Below are 16037 nucleotides of genomic sequence, written 5' to 3'. Positions count from 1 at the left end.
GGCGCTATTGTGTCAGTCGCATCTCGGCGGAGGCGAAGGAGACATGGAACTCGTTGCCTTCGGGCCCGTTGGCGGTGAGCGCGCGGCGGTCATAGCCGATGGTGGCGCCGTGCCTTTCGCACAGTTCCCGGCAGATGAAGAGGCCCAGGCCGCTGGAGCGGCTCTCCGATGAAAAGAAGGGCTCGAACAGGTGCCGCTGCACCGCGGCCTCGAGCGGTGCGCCATCGCTCCAGACCTGCAGCGTGGCGCGGCCGTTGGGCAACTGGCGCGTGGCGATCTGGATGGAGCCTTCACGGTCGCCGGCATAGCGTGCCGCGTTGTCCAGCAGGTTCACGAGGATGCGGCGCAGGTGCTCCCCGTCGAAGCGCACGTCGCGGCCGGCGGCGTCGAGCTGCAGCAGGATGCCCTGGCGCTGCGTCTGCTGCACCCATTCACCGGCGAGCGTGCGCACCGTGCTGTCGAGCGTGACCTGTTCGCCCAGCGGAAGCATGCGCTGCTGGCGTGCGCGGGAGACGTCCAGCACGTCGTCCACGATGCGGGCGAGGCGTTGCGCGTTGTGCTGCACCATCTCCGTGAGCTTGCGCTGTCCGGGCTCGAGCAGGTCTTCGCTGAGCAGCGCGCTGGCCTGCGTGATGGCGGCCAGCGGGTTGCGGATTTCATGCGCCACGGCGGCCGACATGCGGCCCATCGCGGCGAGCTTTTCGGTGCGGATGCGCGCTTCCAGTTCGCGCAGGTCCTGCAGGAACATGACGCACAGGCGATCGATGCGTTGATCGGAAGCGGGCGTGAGCCGCGTGCGCACGCGCACTTCGAGGGGCGAGCCGTGCATCTGCGCGATCGGGATTTCCTTGGACTGTCCCTTGCCTCGCGAAAAAGTCTGCAAGGCCAGTGCGGCCAATGCGTGCCACGCGGGATGGGCGTCGAGCGCAAAGGGCAGGGGCAGGTTGGCCAGGTCCTTGCCGAGGATGTCGCCGGCAGCGGGGTTGGCCGCATGCACCAGCCCGTTGGCATCGACCACGAGCACGCCTTCGCTCAGTGTCTCGATCACCAGGTCGTTGACCAGCGCGTGCATGCGCGCGGTGGTGCGGCTGCGCAGGGCCATCGTTTCCTCGCGCGCCAGCCGCAGCGCCAGCTCGTGCGCGAGCAGCGACACCACGAAAAGGCCCGTGCCGGTGAGGGCCGCCTGGACGAATCGCGCGGACGAATCGCCCGGGCTCTGCATCCAGTGCCAGCTGGCGTCGCCCAGAAGCAGGAGCGTGGCGGCGGCGGTGGTTCCCAAGCCCACCGAAACGGTGCCCAGCACGGCCGCCATCAGCACAGGCAGTGCAAAAAGCGGCGTGTAGTTGATGTTGCCGGCCTGCAGCAACTGCAGAAGCGCAAACACGCTGAGATCGATGGCGATGGTGACGATCCACGCCAGGCCGAAGCTGCGCAGCGGCGGTTGAAAGCGCAAGAAGCGTGCGCCCAGCAGCGCCACGACCAGATATGCGCCGGACACCCACAAGGGCGCGGGCGGCGTGGCATGGGCGATGCCGATGGTGAGGGCTTGCAGCGTCACCAGCACGGCTGCCACGAAGCAGCGCGCGGTCATGAAACCGCGCCACAGCCGTAGCAGTGCCGAGCTCTTCCCGGTGTTGGCGCCGAGCGTGCCCCAGTCGGTCGCGGACTCGCCGCGCGACCACAACAGCGGGGTCATGCCTCGGCCGCCTGGCGGTGGGCGGCGCTGCAGTAGTCGCGGCCGTCGCTTCCCTTGATGGCGTCGGTGCCGGGCAGGTGCAGGCCGCAATGGGCGCAGCGCAGCATGGCTTGCGGCGCCGGAATGGACGGTGGCGGCGCAGCGGGCGGCGGCGCGGCCGCACGGGCCTCGTCACGCCGGCGCTGGCGCCAGATCAGGAAGGCGATCCACACCACCGCGATGACCAGCAAATACTTCATGGCGTTCGGTGCAAGACCACTTCAAGGACGAATCGGGAGCCCACATAGGCCAGCAGCAAGAGCGTGGTGCCCGCATACAGCACGCGCGTCGCGCTGCGGCCGCGCCAGCCGAAACGCGCACGCCCGATGAGCAGCACGCCGAAGGTCAGCCACGCCAGCACCGAGAACACGGTCTTGTGGTCCCACTTCCAGTGGTTGACGGACGTGCCGTAGAGCGTTTCGCTGAATAGCAGGCCCGCCACCAGCGTGGCCGTCAGCAGCACGAAGCCGCCCGTCACGAAGCGGAAGGTGAGGCGCTCCAGCGTGAGCAGCGGCAGGCCGCCGGGGGGAGAGTCGGCACGGCGAATCTGCTTTTCGGCGCGCGACATGAGCCATGCGTGCACCACCGCAGCGCCGAAGAGTCCGTAAGACGCGATGCCCAGCGCCAGATGCAGCGGCAGCCAAGGCGATGCGCTGACGTGCAAAGGGGTTCCGGGAAATGAGACGGCGAGCAGAGCCGCGGCCGCACCCAGCAGGGCCAGCACGCGCCGCACGTTCAGGTGCGGATAGAGCCGGCTTTCGACGGCGTAGACGGTCAGCACCAGCCACGCCGTGACCGAAAGCGCGGGTGCAAAGCCGAAGCGCGGGTCGCCGCCGGTCAGCCCCCACGCCAGCGCGACGGCGTGAAGCAGCCAGGCCAGGCCCAGAAGGGTTTGCGTTGCCGAGCGGCTCATCCGCGATGCGCCGGCGGCGGTGATTCCATAGGCGACCGCGGTGGCGATGCCCAGTGCCACGCCGAGTGGGGAGGGGCTCGCTAAAATCATTGGTCGGATCATAAGGGCTCGCCCCCAGGCTTCGGGCACTGCGTTGCGCTTCGCCAACCCCTGCCGGGGGCAACGCCAGTGGCCCGGTGAAGCCGGTTCCACGGCGTTCTGCGAAGGGCGTCCCGATTCGTTGATACTGCGCTTGCTTCTTTCTCGTCTCATTGCGCCTGCTGCCGCGGGCAACAAGGCAACCCCTCATGGCCACCGCCCTCACCGAAAAATTCTCCCGGCTCGTCAAGCAGATGAGCGGCCAGGCCCGCATCACCGAAGCCAACGTGCAGGACATGTTGCGCGAGGTGCGCATGGCGCTGCTCGAAGCCGACGTGGCGCTTCCCGTGGTGCGCGACTTCGTCGCCCGCGTCAAGGACAAGGCGCTCGGCCAGGAAGTGCTTGGGTCGCTCAAGCCGGGCCAGGCGCTGGTGGGCATCGTCAACCGCGAACTCGCCGCGACCATGGGCGAGGGGGTTTCCGACATCAACCTCGCCGCGCAGCCGCCCGCCGTGATCCTGATGGCGGGCCTGCAGGGCGCCGGCAAGACCACGACCACGGCCAAGCTCGCCAAGCACCTGATCGAAAAGCGCAAGAAGAAGGTGCTGACGGTGTCGGGCGACGTTTATCGTCCCGCGGCCATCGAGCAGCTCAAGACGGTGACGAAGCAGGCCGGCGCCGAATGGTTCCCGAGCACGCCGGACCAGAAGCCACTGGACATCGCGCGCGCGGCCATCGACCATGCGCGCCGCCACTTCTTCGACGTGCTGTTGGTCGACACCGCAGGACGACTGGCCATCGACGAAGTGCTGATGACCGAAATCAAGCAGCTGCACGAGGCGCTGAACCCGGTTGAGACGCTCTTCGTGGTCGATGCGATGCAGGGCCAGGATGCCATCAACACCGCCAAGGCCTTCAAGGAAGCGCTGCCGCTCACCGGCATCATCCTGACGAAGACGGATGGCGATTCGCGCGGCGGTGCAGCGCTGTCGGTGCGCCATGTCACAGGCGTGCCGATCAAGTTCGCCGGCACCAGCGAGAAGATCGACGGGCTGGAAGTGTTCGACGCCGAGCGCCACGCAGGACGCATCCTCGGCATGGGCGACATCGTGGCGCTGGTCGAGCAGGTCACAGCCGGCGTCGACGTGGCTGCGGCGCAGAAGCTCGCCGCCAAGGTCAAGAGCGGCGGCTTCGACCTCAACGATTTCCTGAGCCAATTGCAGCAGATGAAGCAGATGGGCGGCCTCGCCAGCATCATGGACAAGCTGCCCCAGCAGATGGCCGCCAAGGCCACCGACGCCGACCTCACGCGCGCCGAACGCGACATCCGCCGCAAGGAAGGCATCATCAACAGCATGACGCCGCTGGAGCGCCGCAAGCCCGAGTTGCTCAAGGCCACGCGCAAGCGCCGCATCGCCGCCGGCGCCGGCGTGCAGGTTCAGGAAGTGAACCGCCTGCTCAACGAGTTCGAGCAGATGCAGGGCATGATGAAGAAGATGAAGGGCGGCGGCCTCATGAAGATGATGAAGCGCATGGGTGGCATGAAGGGCATGCCGGGCATGGGTGGCGGCGGGATGGGCGGTGGCGGCGGAATGCCACGGTTTTGACTACCGCAACAAAAAACCGGTGACAAGCACCGGTTTTTTTTTGGGGACCCAAAATTCAAGGGCAAGCTCCGCGAAGCCTGTTCGGGAAACACCGCGGAACCGGCTTCGCCGGGCCGCTGGTGTTGCCCCCTTGAGGGGGGATGCGGCTACACGAAGTGAGCAAGAGTCGGGGGTGGGCCTGGTTCAGGCAAATTCTGCCAGCGACTTCTTCATCTTTTTCATCGCCGCGACTTCGATCTGGCGGATGCGCTCGGCGCTCACGCCGTAGTCGGCTGCCAGTTCGTGCAGCGTCATGCCGCCCGAGCCGTCGTCGTTCACCTTGAGCCAGCGCTCTTCCACGATGCGGCGACTGCGGTCGTCCAGCGCCAGCAGCGCCGTCGAGATGCCGTCGCTCGACAGGCGGTCGCGCTGGCGCGATTCGAGCTGTGCCGTCGGCTCCTGCGACGCGTCGGCCAGGTAGGCGATGGGCCCGAAGGCGTCGTCGCCGTCATCGGACGGGCTCGGGTCGAGCAGGATGTCGCCGCCGGACAGGCGCGTTTCCATCTCCAGCACTTCCTCGCGCTTGACGTTGAGCTGCGTTGCCATCTGGTCGACTTCGCTCGCGCTCAGGGTGTCGCGGTGCGTGTCGCTGTCGGCAGCGGCTGCGTCGGCCTTGAAACCCTGCTTCATGGACCGCAGGTTGAAGAACAGCTTGCGCTGGGCCTTGGTCGTCGCGACCTTGACCATGCGCCAGTTCTTCAGGATGTATTCGTGGATCTCGGCCTTGATCCAGTGCATGGCGTAGCTCACGAGCCGCACGCCCTGGTCGGGGTCGAAACGCTTCACGGCCTTCATCAGGCCAACGTTGCCTTCCTGGATCAGGTCGCCGTGCGGCAGCCCGTAGCCCAGGTACTGGCGGGAAATCGAGACGACCAGGCGCAGGTGCGACAGGATGAGCGCACCGGCGGCTTCAAGGTCATTGTGGTCGCGCAATCGGCGCGCGAAACCCTGCTCTTCCTCGAGGGTGAGCAGCGGCAGCCGGTTGGCGGCCGAGATGTACGCGTCCAGATTGCCAAGCGGCGGCACCATCGACCATGGATTGGCGACGGCGAGTTGATTGGCAGAGGCTCCAGACAGACTTGTCATTGGGGAAACTCCTTGGTTGGCACTGATGTTAGCACTCGATTAGAGGGAGTGCTAAACAAAGGGTTCCCGAGGACTTCTATCTGGTCGATAGAAATTTACTAACGGAGCTACCAGCGGATCCCGAGCCGCTGGAGCAGCCAGGCTGCCACGAAGAGCGGGCCGACCCAGAGGTATTGGATGTCCTCGAAGAAGGAAGGTTTCTTGCCTTCGATCTTGTGCCCGATGAACTGGAAGATCCAGCCCACGATGAAGATGCCGGCCGAAATCGGCAACACCTTGTCGCCCATGGCGTACACCAGCGCGAACATGACGACCGTCCACGCCGCCATGACCGCCAGCAGCACCGGCGAGCGCAGCCGCACGTAATAGACGATGCTGGCCGCCACGAAGGCGTAGGCCACCCACGGATGCAGCGCGAACAGCAGTCCGACGATGCTCACCATGATCGCCGGAATGGCGACCACGTGGATCAGCTCATTGGTGTGGTTGCGGTGGCTTTCGCCATAGTGCGCCAGCAGGCGGTCGACCTTGCGGCCCTCTGATTCGAATGCGTGAAATGCGGTGTCGCTCATCGTGGTGCGCCCCAGAGAAAATCAGCCCAGAAGTGCCTGTGCGAATTCCCGGGCGTCAAATGTTTCCAGATCCTCTAGTTTCTCACCGACGCCGATAAAGTAAACCGGAATCGGCTTTTCGCGGGCGATGGCGCACAACACGCCGCCCTTGGCGGTGCCGTCGAGCTTGGTGACAACAAGGCCGGTGAGCCCCAGCGCGTCGTCGAACGCGCGCACCTGGGCGAGGGCGTTCTGGCCGGTATTGCCGTCGATGACCAGCAGCACCTCGTGTGGCGCCGTGGCGTCGGCCTTGCCGACCACGCGTTTGATCTTCCTGAGTTCATCCATCAGGTGCAACTGCGTCGGCAGGCGGCCCGCCGTGTCGACCAGCACCACGTCCTTGCCGCGCGCGCGGCCCGCGTTCACGGCGTCGAAACTCACAGCCGAGGGGTCGCCGCCTTCCTGGCTGACGATCTCGACCGTGTTGCGGTCCGCCCAGATACCCAGTTGCTCGCGCGCCGCGGCGCGGAAGGTGTCGGCCGCGGCCAGAAGCACCGAGCAGCCCTCGTTGGCAAGGTGCTTGGTCAGCTTGCCGATGGAGGTGGTCTTGCCCGCCCCGTTGACGCCCGCGACCATGATGACGGTCGGGGTGAACTGGCCGATGACCAGCGCCTTTTCCAGCGGCTTGAGCAGGTCCGCGATCGCCTCGGCGAGCAGCACCTTGACCTGCGCGGCGTCGGTCGCCATCGCGCTTTTCACGCGGCGGCGCAGGTCTTCCAGCAGGAATTCGGTGGCCTTGACGCCCGTGTCGGCCATCAGCAGGGAGGCTTCGAGTTCCTCGTACAGGTCTTCGTCGATCTGCGCGTTGACGAAGACGGCCTGGATGCTGGTGCCGGTCTTTTTCAGGCCGTTCTTGAGCCGGTCGAGCCAGCGCTTGCGCTCGGGTTCGGCAGGTGGCGGTGGTGGTGCGGCGGGCCGGGGCGCGGGCGCGGAAACCGGCGGGGCCACGACCGGCGCGGGCGCCCACACGGGGGGCGACACCGGGGCTTCTGCTGGCGGCCGGTGTGGCGCAAAGGCGGGTGCAGGCGCCTCGACGGGTGCGACGAACGCGACAGGCGCGGGTGCGGGTGCGGGTGCGGGTGCGGGCGCGACAGTCGGCGGTATAGGCGCCAGTGCTGCGGGTGCGGCGGCGGGCGCCAACGGCGTCGGGGATTCCATAGGCGCCGGCGCGGCCACGGGCGCAAGCACTTCCGCGCTTTCCACAGGCGGCGCCGACTTGTTCCCGAACCACGTCGAAGGCGAAAACAGCGATTTCTCGGGTGGCGCAGGCGGCGTTGCAGGCGCCTCTGCAGGCGGCGCAAGCGCGGGCTCCGCAGGCGCGGTTGCGTCCGTCGGTGGTTTTTTCTTGAAGAAACTGAACATTGGGGGGTTCTTAGAATCCGAACCATTCTATGAAACAGCCCTCGCCACACCGCACAGCGGTCCGGCGGCCCTTTGCGGCCGCTTTTTTGTCCTCCGCGGTGATGGCGGCAGCGTTCGGGGCCTTGGCACCCGTCGCGGCTGTCGCGCAGCCGACCGACACCCCCGTCGTCACCACGACCTTGCCTTCAGCGCCCACGCGCGCCCAGCAGTTCACGCTGTCCAACGGCATGACGCTGATCGTGCAGCCCGATCGTCGCGCCCCTACCGCCGTGCAGATGGTGTGGGTGCGCGCCGGCGGGGTGGAGGAAGTGGACGGCACGTCCGGCGTCGCCCATGCGCTCGAACACATGATGTTCAAGGGCACGGCGCGCATCAAGCCGGGTGAGTTCTCGCGCCGCGTGGCGGCATTGGGTGGACGCGAAAACGCCTTCACCACGCGCGACTACACCGGCTACTACCAGCAGATTCCCGCCGGCAAGCTCGAAGACGTGATGCGGCTCGAGTCCGACCGCTTCGCCAACAACCAGTGGCCGGACGACGAGTTCAAGCGCGAGATCGAGGTCGTCAAGGAAGAGCGCCGCATGCGCACCGAAGACCAGCCGCGCTCGCTGCTGGGCGAACTGCAGAACGCCGCCACCTTCGTCGCCTCGCCCTACCACCGCCCCATCGTGGGCTGGATGAGCGACCTGGACGCCATGACGCCCGAGGACGTTCGCGACTTCCACAAGCGCTGGTACGTGCCCGCCAACGCCGCCATCGTCGTCGCCGGCGATGTGGACGTCGCGCAGGTGCGCAAGGTCGCCGAGAAGTACTACGGCAGCATTCCGGCGCGCGCCGTGCCCGCGCGCAAGCCCCGCACCGAGCCGGAGCAGCGCGGCATTCGCCGCGTCGAATTCAAGGCGCCCGCCGAGCAGTCCTATGTGTCGCTGGTCTTTCGCATTCCGCAGTTCGACAAGCTCGACGAAGCAAGCGATACGTACGCACTGGTGGTGCTTTCCGCCGTGCTCGACGGCTATGCCGGCGCGCGGCTGGATCGTTCGCTCACGCAAGGCCGTGACCGGGTGGCCGATTCGGTGGGCGCCTATGCAGGATTCGTCGGACGCGGTCCGCAGCTCTTCGGGCTCGACGGTGTTCCCGCCGCAGGCAAGACGCCCGAAGCCGTCGAGGCGGCGCTGCGCGCGCAGGTTGCCCGCATCGCAAAGGAGGGCGTGGCGGCCTCCGAACTGGCGCGCGTCAAGACGCAATGGGAGGCCAGCGAAACCTACAAGCTCGACTCGGTGATGGCGCAGGCGCGCGAACTGGGCGCCAACTGGATCCAGGGCCTGCCGCTCAATGCCAGCGAACAGATCATGGCGCGCCTCCAAGCCGTCACGCCCGAACAGGTGCAGGCCGTGGCCGCACGCTATTTCGGCGACGACCAGCTCACCGTGGCCACCTTGCGACCCTTGCCACCCGAGAAGAATCGCAGACCGCGCGAAGCGGCAGGACGTGAAGGGGAGATGCGCTGATGCCCGCTATCAACAACAAAATGAAGCTCGCGGCCGCATCGCTGCGCCTGCTCGCCGCCGGATGGGTCGCCTTCGCCACGCTGGGTGCGCACGCCGCGCTGCCCATCGAGCACTGGACGCAGCCCAGTGGCGCCAAGATCTACCTCGTTGCCACGGACGCGCTGCCCATCGTCGACGTGGAGATCGATTTCGACGCCGGCAGCCGCCGCGATCCACCCGCGCAAGCGGGATTGGCAGCTGCCATCTCCGACATGGTTGAAAAGGGCGTGCTCGCCAGGGGATCGGACCCCGCCATGGACGAGAACGCACTGGGAGAGGCATGGGCCGACCTGGGCGCCAGCTTCGACGTGGGCGCGGGGACCGACCGCATGAGCTTTACCTTGCGCACCCTCGCCAAGCCCGAGTTGCTGAACAAGGCCGTGGCGCTCGCGGCCCGCGAGATCGGCGAGCCCGCTTTTCCGACAGACATCTGGCAACGCGAGCGCGAGCGCATCAATGCGTCGATCAAGGAAGCGAACACCAAGCCGGCCACGATCGTCGGGCGCGCGTATGCGCACGACGTTTACGGCCAGCATCCCTACGGGCAGGAGACGACCGAGGGCACGCTGGCGCAGATCGACGTCGACGCGATACGCAAGGCCTACGCGCGCCTCATCGCACCATGCCGCGCCAAGCTCAGCATCGTGGGCGCCGTCACGCGTGCGCAGGCGGACAGCATCGCCACGGCCCTGCTGGCGCGGCTGCCTGCGCAAGCCGATTGCAGTCCCTTGCCGCCGGTGCCCGAGGTGGCGCCGCTCACGGCGCCCAAGATCGACCGCATTCCCTTTGCATCGGCGCAGGCGCATGTGCTCATCGGCCAGCCGGGCTACCCGCGCCGCGATCCGGACCACTTTGCGCTGACGCTGGGCAACTACATCCTCGGTGGCGGCGGCTTCGTGTCGCGCCTGACCGAGCAGGTGCGCGAAAAACGTGGCCTGGCGTACAGCGTCTACAGCGGCTTTTCGCCGGGCCTGCACGCCGGCGCGTTCACCATCGGCTTCCAGACGCGGCCCGACCAGGCGGACGAAGCGGTCAAGGTCTCGCGCGACGTGCTGGCCCGATTCGTCGCCGACGGCCCCACCGCGGCCGAACTGCAGGCCGCCAAGGACAACCTGATCGGCGGCTTTCCATTGCTGCTCGACAGCAACCGCAAGCTGCTGGGCAACGTCGCGAACATCGCGTGGAACGACCTGCCGCTGGACTACCTCGACACGTGGACGGCGCGCATGAACGCCGTCACCGTGGCCGACGTCAAGGCCGCCTTCGCGCGCAAGCTGAAACCCGACGACATGGTGACGGTCATCGTGGGGGCCAAGCCCTGAGCTTCGGCGCTGGAGCCATGACCGGTGCGTTCGGCACCGGTTTCGCCATGAGCTTCGCGCTGATCGTGGCGATCGGCGCGCAGAACGCGTTCGTGCTGCGCCAGGGGTTGCGGCGCGAGCACGTGCTGCCGGTCGTCGTGTTCTGCACTCTGGCCGACGCGATGCTGATGGCCGCGGGCGTGGCGGGCATGGCGCAAGCGCTCGGGGACCGTCCGGCACTGGCCAAGTGGCTCACGGTGGCCGGCGCGGTCTTCCTGCTGGTGTACGGCCTGCGCGCGCTGTGGCGCAGCCGGCGGCCCGGAGCGCTCGACGCGGCGAACGGAAAGCAATCCTTTTCGGTGGCGGCGGCGCTTGCGCAGGCGGCGGCATTTACCTTGCTCAATCCGCACGTGTACCTGGACACGGTGCTGCTGGTGGGCACGGTGGGCGCGCAGTTCGCCGGCATGCTGAAGGGTGTTTTCGTGGCGGGTGCCTCGCTGGCCAGCGTGGTCTGGTTCTTCGGGCTGGGTTTTGGCGCGCGGATGCTCGCGCCGGTCTTTGCGCGGCCCGGTGCTTGGCGCGTGCTCGACGCGCTCATCGGCGCGACGATGCTGTTGCTGGCCTACCTGCTGGCGCAACGGGCCATGGCCGGCGCCTGACCTTCCGGCGTTGCCTTTAAGCTTGCGGGCATGCGCAAGTCTCCCCCCACCGCCACACAACCCAAGGCCCCCGCCAAGCCCCGACCACCGCGCCCGGCGCACGCCAACGAAGTACGCATCATCGGCGGCGAATGGAAGCGCACGCGCCTGGCCGTTGCCGACAAGCCGGGCCTTCGCCCCACGCCGGATCGCGTGCGCGAAACCCTCTTCAACTGGCTCGCCAGCATCGCCGCTGCCGGTGGCGGCGACCTCCCGGGCTGGCAGTGCATCGACGCCTTTGCCGGCACCGGCGCGCTGGGATTCGAAGCTGCTTCGCGTGGTGCCACCTCGGTGCTTCTGTGCGAACAGGATGCCGCCCTGGTCGCGCAACTCAAGGCAGTGCAGGCCAAGCTGGGCGCGCAGGCCGTGCGCGTCGAGCGCGGCAACGGCCTCACAGCGCTGGAGCGCACCGAGCCGCGCAGCCAGCATGCGGTGTTCATCGATCCGCCCTTCGACAACCTGGCGCTTTATGCACCCGCCTTGCGGGCGGCCGCCCGCGCCCTGCGGGAAGACGGCGCCGTCTACCTGGAATCGCCTCGCCGCTGGACCGACGAGGAGCTGGGCCCGCTGGGCCTGGCCGTCTTTCGCTACCTGAAAGCGGGAGCCGTACACGCGCATCTATTGCGCGTACATAATCCGGCCGACAAACACAACATGCCAGCAGCGTGACAGCCCCAGGAGGAAACAACATGTCCAGCGTGATCGCGGTTTATCCCGGTACCTTCGACCCCATGACCCTCGGCCACGAGGACGTCGTGCGACGGGCCACGCAGCTCTTTGCCAAGGTCATCGTCGCGGTGGCGGCAGGGCATCACAAGAAGACGCTGTTCAACCTGCAGGAGCGCATCGAGATGGCGCGCGATGTCGTTGCGCCCTACAGCGACCAGGTCACGGTGGAAAGCTTCTCCGGCCTGCTGCGCGACTTCGTCGTTGCGCGCGGCGGCAAGGCCATGGTGCGGGGCCTGCGCGCCGTCACCGACTTCGACTACGAGTTCCAGCTGGCCGGCATGAACCGCTCGCTGATGCCGGCCGTCGAGACCGTGTTCCTCACGCCCAGCGACAAGTACCAGTTCATCTCCAGCACCTTCGTGCGCGAGATCGCCGTGCTCGGCGGCGAAACCGACAAGTTCGTCTCTCCCCATGTGCAGGCGCGGCTCGCCGCCAAGGTGCGCAGCCTCGGGCGAGAATGACGCAAGACGGCCTGCCTCGCCTTCATTCGCTGGGCGATGCGGCCCTGCTTTGCGAGTTGCCGGGCCCCGCCACGCTCGAGGCGCAACAGAAACTCTGGGCACTGGCCTCGCAGGCGGCATCCTGGCCCGGCGTGGGCGAACTGCTGCCGGGCATGAACAACCTGACGCTGATGTTCGACCCCCTGCTGCTCGATGCGCAGGAGCTTGAATTGCGCGTGCTGGCGATCTGGCCCACGATCGAGGCGGTGCCGATGGAGGGCCGGCTCATCGAGATTCCGGTGGCTTACGGGGGCGAGCATGGCCCCGACCTCGCCGACGTCGCGGCGCACACCGGCCTCACGCCTTTCGAGGTCGTGCGGCGCCACAGCGAGGCCGAATACGTCGTCTACTTTCTTGGCTTCCTGCCGGGCTTTGCATTCATGGGTGGACTGCCGCCCGAACTGGCCACACCCCGGCGCAACGAGCCGCGACTTGCGGTGCCGGCGCGCTCGGTGGGCATCGGCGGTGAGCAGACAGGCATCTACCCTTCGATGTCGCCGGGTGGGTGGCAAATCATCGGTCGCACGCCGCTCACCCTATTCGATCCCCTGGCACCAAGCCCCACGCTGCTGAAGGCCGGTGACCGCGTGCGCTTCGTGGCAGAAAGCGTGGAAGCGTGATCGTCGTCGTCAAGCCCGGCATGCTGGCCTCGGTGCAGGACCTGGGGCGCCACGGCCATCGGCATCTGGGCGTGTGTCCGGGTGGCGCGCTCGACGTCATGGCGCTCACGCTGGCCAACCGGCTCGTTGGCAACGCCGATGGCGCGGCCGGCATCGAGCTCACGATGGGCATGTGCGAAATCCGTTTCGAGGAAGCCACCCGCATCGCGCTGGCCGGCGACCCCTTTGGTGCGCGGCTCGATGGGCAACTGATGTGGCCTTACTGGAGCGTGCCGGTGCGCGCGGGCCAGACCCTCAGGCTCGGCGGCGCGAGCACGGTGCAAAGGCCGGGCCTTCGCACCTGGCTGGCGGTGGCCGGCGGCATCGACGTGCCCCTCGTTCTTGGCTCGCGCAGCACCGACCTGAAAGCTGGCTTTGGCGGCCATGAAGGACGGGCGCTGCGCAAAGGCGACCGCCTGCCCGTCGGCGCCAGTGCGCTCACGCCGGCACAACTGGAGCGCCGCCGTTTCGGCCTTCTTGCCCCCGACGGCGGCGGCGAAGGTACGGCGACGACCCTGCGAATCTTGCCGGGGCCTGAGAACGAACAGTTCACCATCGCGGCGCGCAAGCAGCTGTGCACCGAGACGTGGCGCATCACGCCGCAAAGCAATCGCATGGGCAGCCGCCTGGCCGGCCCGGAACTCAAGCGCAAGCGCTCGGCCGACATGCTGTCGGCGGGCGTGATTCCCGGCACCATCCAGGTTCCGCCTTCGGGCCAGCCGATCATCCTCATGGGAGACGCGCAGACCACGGGCGGCTATCCGCGCATTGCGGTGGTCATCCGCGCCGACCTCTGGAAGCTGGCGCAGGCGCCGCTGGGCGGCGAGTTGCGGCTCGAAGAAGTCGATGCCGCAGCCGCACTGTCCGCATGGAATGACCAGCAGCGCTATCTTTCGATGATGGCGCAGGGGCTCGCGCTCATGAACTGGGCTTCAGCCGCTGCCATCGCCCCGCCGCCCGGGAAAGCAGAAGAAGCTGAAGCCGAAGGAGAGCAGGATGCAGATTGACCTCAATGCCGATCTGGGCGAAGGCGCCGGCAACGACGAGGCGCTGCTGGCGCTGGTGAGTTCGGCCAACATCGCCTGCGGCTGGCATGCCGGCGACGCGCAGACCATGCGCCAGTGCGTGCAATGGGCGCTCAAGAATGGCGTCGCCATCGGCGCGCACCCCAGCTTTCCGGACCGCGAGAACTTCGGTCGCAGCACGATGCACCTGCCGCCCGAGGAGATTGTCGCGGGGATGCTCTACCAGATCGGCGCGCTGGCCGCCATCGTCAAGGCCGAAGGCGGCGCGCTGGCGCACGTCAAGCCGCACGGAGCGCTCTACAACCAGGCCGTCAAGGATCCGGTGCTGGCCGACGCCATCTGCGAGGCCGTTCGCCGCTTCGACCCCGGCCTGAAGTTCTTCGGCCTCGCCGGCAGCGGCATGATCACCGCCGCGCAGCGCGCCGGCCTGCAGCCGGTGGAAGAAGTGTTTGCCGACCGCGGCTACATGCCCGACGGCAGCCTGGTCCCGCGCAGCCAGCCGGGCGCGTTGATCGAGGACGAAGAGCAGTCGCTCGCGCAAACGCTTTCGCTGGTGCGCGAGCACAAGGTCCGGGCCATCGACGGCAGCACCGTCGCCGTCAACGCGCAATCGGTCTGCCTGCACGGCGACGGGGCGCATGCGCTCGAATTCGCGCGGCGCATTCGCGAGCGGCTGGCCATCGAAGGCATCGCCGTCAAGCCCACATGAACGTGCTGCTCACCGGCTTCGAGCCTTTTGACAGCGACACCATCAACCCTTCGTGGGAAGTGGCGCGGGCGCTGCATGGCTGGGGCTGGGAGGGCGCCGACGGCAAGATGGCGCTGGTGCATGCGCGTCGCATGCCTTGCGCGTTCGGGGCGGCGCTGCGTTCGCTCGATGAAGCCATCGACAGCCTGCAACCGCAACTCGTGGTGTGCCTCGGGCTGGCGGGCGGCCGCAGCGAGATTTCGCCGGAGCGCGTGGCCATCAACGTGGACGACGGGCGCATTTGCGACAACGCGGGCTGCCAGCCGATCGACACGCCGGTGATCGACGGCGCGCCGGCGGCCTACTTCTCGACGCTGCCCATCAAGGCCATCGTGCGCGACCTGCGGGCTGCGGGCATTCCGGCTTCGGTGTCCAACACGGCCGGCACCTTTGTCTGCAACCACCTCTTCTTCGGCCTGATGCATCGCATCGTGACGCGGCCGGTGGCGGGCATGCGTGGCGGCTTCATCCACATCCCGTATTTGCCGATGCAGGCGGCGCGCCTGCCCGGCGTTCCCAGTCTGGCGCAGGCGACGGCCATCGAGGCGATGCGGATCGCGATCAGGACTTCGCTCGAAGTGCGTGAGGACATCCGCGAGGGGGGGGTCAGTTGCACTGATCGCCGCACCGGGCGCGGCAGCGCCTGATGTCAGTGCGCCACGAACTGGCGCAACCAGGGGCCCAGCGCCGCATTCACCAGCGCCGGCTTTTCCATGGTCAGCATGTGGCCGCACTCGGGCACCCAGTGCAGCTCGGCATGCGGCACCAGCCTGGCGATCTCGCGTGAGCATTCGGGCGGCGTCAAGCGATCGGCGTCGCCGCACATCACCAGCACCGGGCAGCGCAAGGACGGGAGGTTGGCGCAGGCATCGGGACGCTCCATCAGCGCGCGGTTCTGGCGGATGAGTTGCTGCGCGCCCGCTTCGAGAATGATGTCCAGGTAGCGCTGCACGAGCGTCTGGTTGGCGGCCTGCCGCGGGTGGAATGCAAAGGCGATGTTGGGCTCGATCACCTCGCGCACGTCGCCGGCCTCGAAGAGTTCGATGGCCGAGGCGCGCAGGTCGTAGTACTCCGGCGTTTCCGCCCGCGCATTGGTGCCCAGCAAGGCGAGGCCGGCCACGCGTTCGGGCGCCTGCCGCGCGGCTTCCATGGCGACCATGCCGCCCATCGACGCACCGCACAGCACCAGAGGCCCGGCATGTTCGCGCAAGACGGCCGAGGCCATGCTTTCGATGCGGGGGTGGCGCATGTGGGCGTCGCTCACCCGGGGTGCGAGGCTGGCGGGGATGACGGGCATCTGCGCTTCCCAGAGGCGTTCGTCGCAGGCGAGGCCGGGGAGCAGGACAAGTGTGGGCATGAATGATTCTCGAAGAATTGCGCCAGCGTCGCTCGCGGCCGC

The 16037-nt window shown here is 67.7% G+C and carries 16 protein-coding genes and 1 pseudogene; 10 read left to right on the top strand and 7 right to left on the bottom strand.

The features are described 5' to 3' along the window. Nucleotides 1–4: 4 nt before the first annotated feature. The 3 genes from QTI66_RS20495 to QTI66_RS20485 are packed head-to-tail and all read right to left on the bottom strand — an operon-like array spanning nucleotide 5 to nucleotide 2738. Nucleotides 5–1696 (bottom strand): two-component system sensor histidine kinase NtrB, encoded by a 1692-nt coding sequence (locus tag QTI66_RS20495; RefSeq protein WP_286561700.1) that lies wholly within the window; start codon nucleotides 1694–1696, stop codon nucleotides 5–7. Beyond that, nucleotides 1693–1935, bottom strand: a complete 243-nt coding sequence (locus QTI66_RS20490) for a PP0621 family protein (protein WP_286561699.1) — start codon at nucleotides 1933–1935, stop codon at nucleotides 1693–1695. Before QTI66_RS20490 ends, QTI66_RS20495 begins: the two co-directional genes overlap by 4 nt. Continuing rightward, nucleotides 1932–2738 (bottom strand): cytochrome C assembly family protein, encoded by an 807-nt coding sequence (locus QTI66_RS20485; RefSeq protein ID WP_286561698.1) that lies wholly within the window; start codon nucleotides 2736–2738, stop codon nucleotides 1932–1934. The genes QTI66_RS20490 and QTI66_RS20485 overlap by 4 nt, the downstream gene beginning before the upstream one ends. 197 nt (nucleotides 2739–2935) lie before the next feature. Between QTI66_RS20485 and ffh the strand changes: the two genes are divergently transcribed. Beyond that, complete coding sequence (gene ffh, locus QTI66_RS20480; protein WP_286561697.1) at nucleotides 2936–4333, top strand: signal recognition particle protein; 1398 nt, start codon at nucleotides 2936–2938, stop codon at nucleotides 4331–4333. A gap of 183 nt (nucleotides 4334–4516) precedes the next feature. Here the strand turns inward: ffh and rpoH are convergent, their stop codons facing one another. The 3 genes from rpoH to ftsY form a co-directional block, all read right to left on the bottom strand. Beyond that, a complete protein-coding gene (gene rpoH, locus QTI66_RS20475) occupies nucleotides 4517–5458 on the bottom strand; it encodes an RNA polymerase sigma factor RpoH (protein WP_286561696.1) in 942 nt (313 codons plus the stop codon). A gap of 107 nt (nucleotides 5459–5565) precedes the next feature. Then, a complete protein-coding gene (locus QTI66_RS20470; RefSeq protein ID WP_286561695.1) occupies nucleotides 5566–6030 on the bottom strand; it encodes an Mpo1 family 2-hydroxy fatty acid dioxygenase in 465 nt (154 codons plus the stop codon). Between the two features lie 21 nt (nucleotides 6031–6051). Further along, the gene (gene ftsY, locus QTI66_RS20465; protein WP_286561694.1) at nucleotides 6052–7431 is read right to left on the bottom strand and encodes a signal recognition particle-docking protein FtsY; all 1380 of its coding nucleotides are present in this window, start codon (nucleotides 7429–7431) and stop codon (nucleotides 6052–6054) included. A gap of 29 nt (nucleotides 7432–7460) precedes the next feature. On the opposite strand from ftsY, the gene QTI66_RS20460 reads away from it, so the two are divergent. The 9 genes and pseudogenes from QTI66_RS20460 (at nucleotide 7461) to pcp (ending at nucleotide 15257) form a co-directional block, all read left to right on the top strand. After that, nucleotides 7461–8939, top strand: coding sequence for a M16 family metallopeptidase (locus QTI66_RS20460; protein ID WP_286561693.1), 1479 nt, complete (start codon nucleotides 7461–7463; stop codon nucleotides 8937–8939). Continuing rightward, nucleotides 8939–10300: a M16 family metallopeptidase gene (locus QTI66_RS20455; protein WP_444815026.1), complete on the top strand. Its 1362-nt coding sequence runs from the start codon at nucleotides 8939–8941 to the stop codon at nucleotides 10298–10300. Before QTI66_RS20460 ends, QTI66_RS20455 begins: the two co-directional genes overlap by 1 nt. A gap of 17 nt (nucleotides 10301–10317) precedes the next feature. Further along, a complete protein-coding gene (locus QTI66_RS20450; RefSeq protein ID WP_286561692.1) occupies nucleotides 10318–10938 on the top strand; it encodes a LysE/ArgO family amino acid transporter in 621 nt (206 codons plus the stop codon). 30 nt (nucleotides 10939–10968) lie between these two features. Next, nucleotides 10969–11646, top strand: coding sequence for an RsmD family RNA methyltransferase (locus QTI66_RS20445; RefSeq protein ID WP_286561691.1), 678 nt, complete (start codon nucleotides 10969–10971; stop codon nucleotides 11644–11646). Nucleotides 11647–11666: 20 nt separating this feature from the next. Continuing rightward, nucleotides 11667–12167, top strand: coding sequence for a pantetheine-phosphate adenylyltransferase (gene coaD / locus QTI66_RS20440; RefSeq protein WP_286561690.1), 501 nt, complete (start codon nucleotides 11667–11669; stop codon nucleotides 12165–12167). Further along, on the top strand, nucleotides 12164–12826 hold the full coding sequence (gene pxpB, locus QTI66_RS20435) for a 5-oxoprolinase subunit PxpB (RefSeq protein WP_286561689.1): 663 nt from the start codon (nucleotides 12164–12166) through the stop codon (nucleotides 12824–12826). Before coaD ends, pxpB begins: the two co-directional genes overlap by 4 nt. After that, entirely contained in the window at nucleotides 12823–13872 is a 1050-nt protein-coding gene (locus QTI66_RS20430) for a 5-oxoprolinase subunit C family protein (protein ID WP_286561688.1), read from the top strand. Before pxpB ends, QTI66_RS20430 begins: the two co-directional genes overlap by 4 nt. Beyond that, entirely contained in the window at nucleotides 13862–14599 is a 738-nt protein-coding gene (gene pxpA, locus QTI66_RS20425; RefSeq protein ID WP_286561687.1) for a 5-oxoprolinase subunit PxpA, read from the top strand. The genes QTI66_RS20430 and pxpA overlap by 11 nt, the downstream gene beginning before the upstream one ends. Beyond that, nucleotides 14596–15257: pseudogene (gene pcp, locus QTI66_RS20420) on the top strand (pyroglutamyl-peptidase I). Before pxpA ends, pcp begins: the two are co-directional and overlap by 4 nt. A gap of 30 nt (nucleotides 15258–15287) precedes the next feature. On the opposite strand, the gene QTI66_RS20415 reads toward pcp, so the two are convergent. Next, entirely contained in the window at nucleotides 15288–15995 is a 708-nt protein-coding gene (locus tag QTI66_RS20415; RefSeq protein WP_286561686.1) for an alpha/beta fold hydrolase, read from the bottom strand. Nucleotides 15996–16037 lie beyond the last annotated feature (42 nt).

Source organism: Variovorax brevis (assembly GCF_030317105.1).
GTDB classification, from domain to species: Bacteria; Pseudomonadota; Gammaproteobacteria; order Burkholderiales; family Burkholderiaceae_C; genus Variovorax; species Variovorax brevis.
The sequence above is the reverse complement of the archived record's forward strand: the minus strand, read 5'-3'. Positions and strand labels throughout refer to the sequence as shown.

What these genes read in the sequence shown, in the direction of transcription:
- QTI66_RS20495 (WP_286561700.1), bottom strand. Translation starts at nt 1,696, where the DNA reads ATGACCCCGCTGTTGTGGTCGCGCGGCGAGTCCGCGACCGACTGGGGC.
- QTI66_RS20490 (WP_286561699.1), bottom strand. Translation starts at nt 1,935, where the DNA reads ATGAAGTATTTGCTGGTCATCGCGGTGGTGTGGATCGCCTTCCTGATC.
- QTI66_RS20485 (WP_286561698.1), bottom strand. Translation starts at nt 2,738, where the DNA reads ATGATTTTAGCGAGCCCCTCCCCACTCGGCGTGGCACTGGGCATCGCC.
- ffh (WP_286561697.1), top strand. Translation starts at nt 2,936, where the DNA reads ATGGCCACCGCCCTCACCGAAAAATTCTCCCGGCTCGTCAAGCAGATG.
- rpoH (WP_286561696.1), bottom strand. Translation starts at nt 5,458, where the DNA reads ATGACAAGTCTGTCTGGAGCCTCTGCCAATCAACTCGCCGTCGCCAAT.
- QTI66_RS20470 (WP_286561695.1), bottom strand. Translation starts at nt 6,030, where the DNA reads ATGAGCGACACCGCATTTCACGCATTCGAATCAGAGGGCCGCAAGGTC.
- ftsY (WP_286561694.1), bottom strand. Translation starts at nt 7,431, where the DNA reads ATGTTCAGTTTCTTCAAGAAAAAACCACCGACGGACGCAACCGCGCCT.
- QTI66_RS20460 (WP_286561693.1), top strand. Translation starts at nt 7,461, where the DNA reads ATGAAACAGCCCTCGCCACACCGCACAGCGGTCCGGCGGCCCTTTGCG.
- QTI66_RS20455 (WP_444815026.1), top strand. Translation starts at nt 8,939, where the DNA reads ATGCCCGCTATCAACAACAAAATGAAGCTCGCGGCCGCATCGCTGCGC.
- QTI66_RS20450 (WP_286561692.1), top strand. Translation starts at nt 10,318, where the DNA reads ATGACCGGTGCGTTCGGCACCGGTTTCGCCATGAGCTTCGCGCTGATC.
- QTI66_RS20445 (WP_286561691.1), top strand. Translation starts at nt 10,969, where the DNA reads ATGCGCAAGTCTCCCCCCACCGCCACACAACCCAAGGCCCCCGCCAAG.
- coaD (WP_286561690.1), top strand. Translation starts at nt 11,667, where the DNA reads ATGTCCAGCGTGATCGCGGTTTATCCCGGTACCTTCGACCCCATGACC.
- pxpB (WP_286561689.1), top strand. Translation starts at nt 12,164, where the DNA reads ATGACGCAAGACGGCCTGCCTCGCCTTCATTCGCTGGGCGATGCGGCC.
- pxpA (WP_286561687.1), top strand. Translation starts at nt 13,862, where the DNA reads ATGCAGATTGACCTCAATGCCGATCTGGGCGAAGGCGCCGGCAACGAC.
- QTI66_RS20415 (WP_286561686.1), bottom strand. Translation starts at nt 15,995, where the DNA reads ATGCCCACACTTGTCCTGCTCCCCGGCCTCGCCTGCGACGAACGCCTC.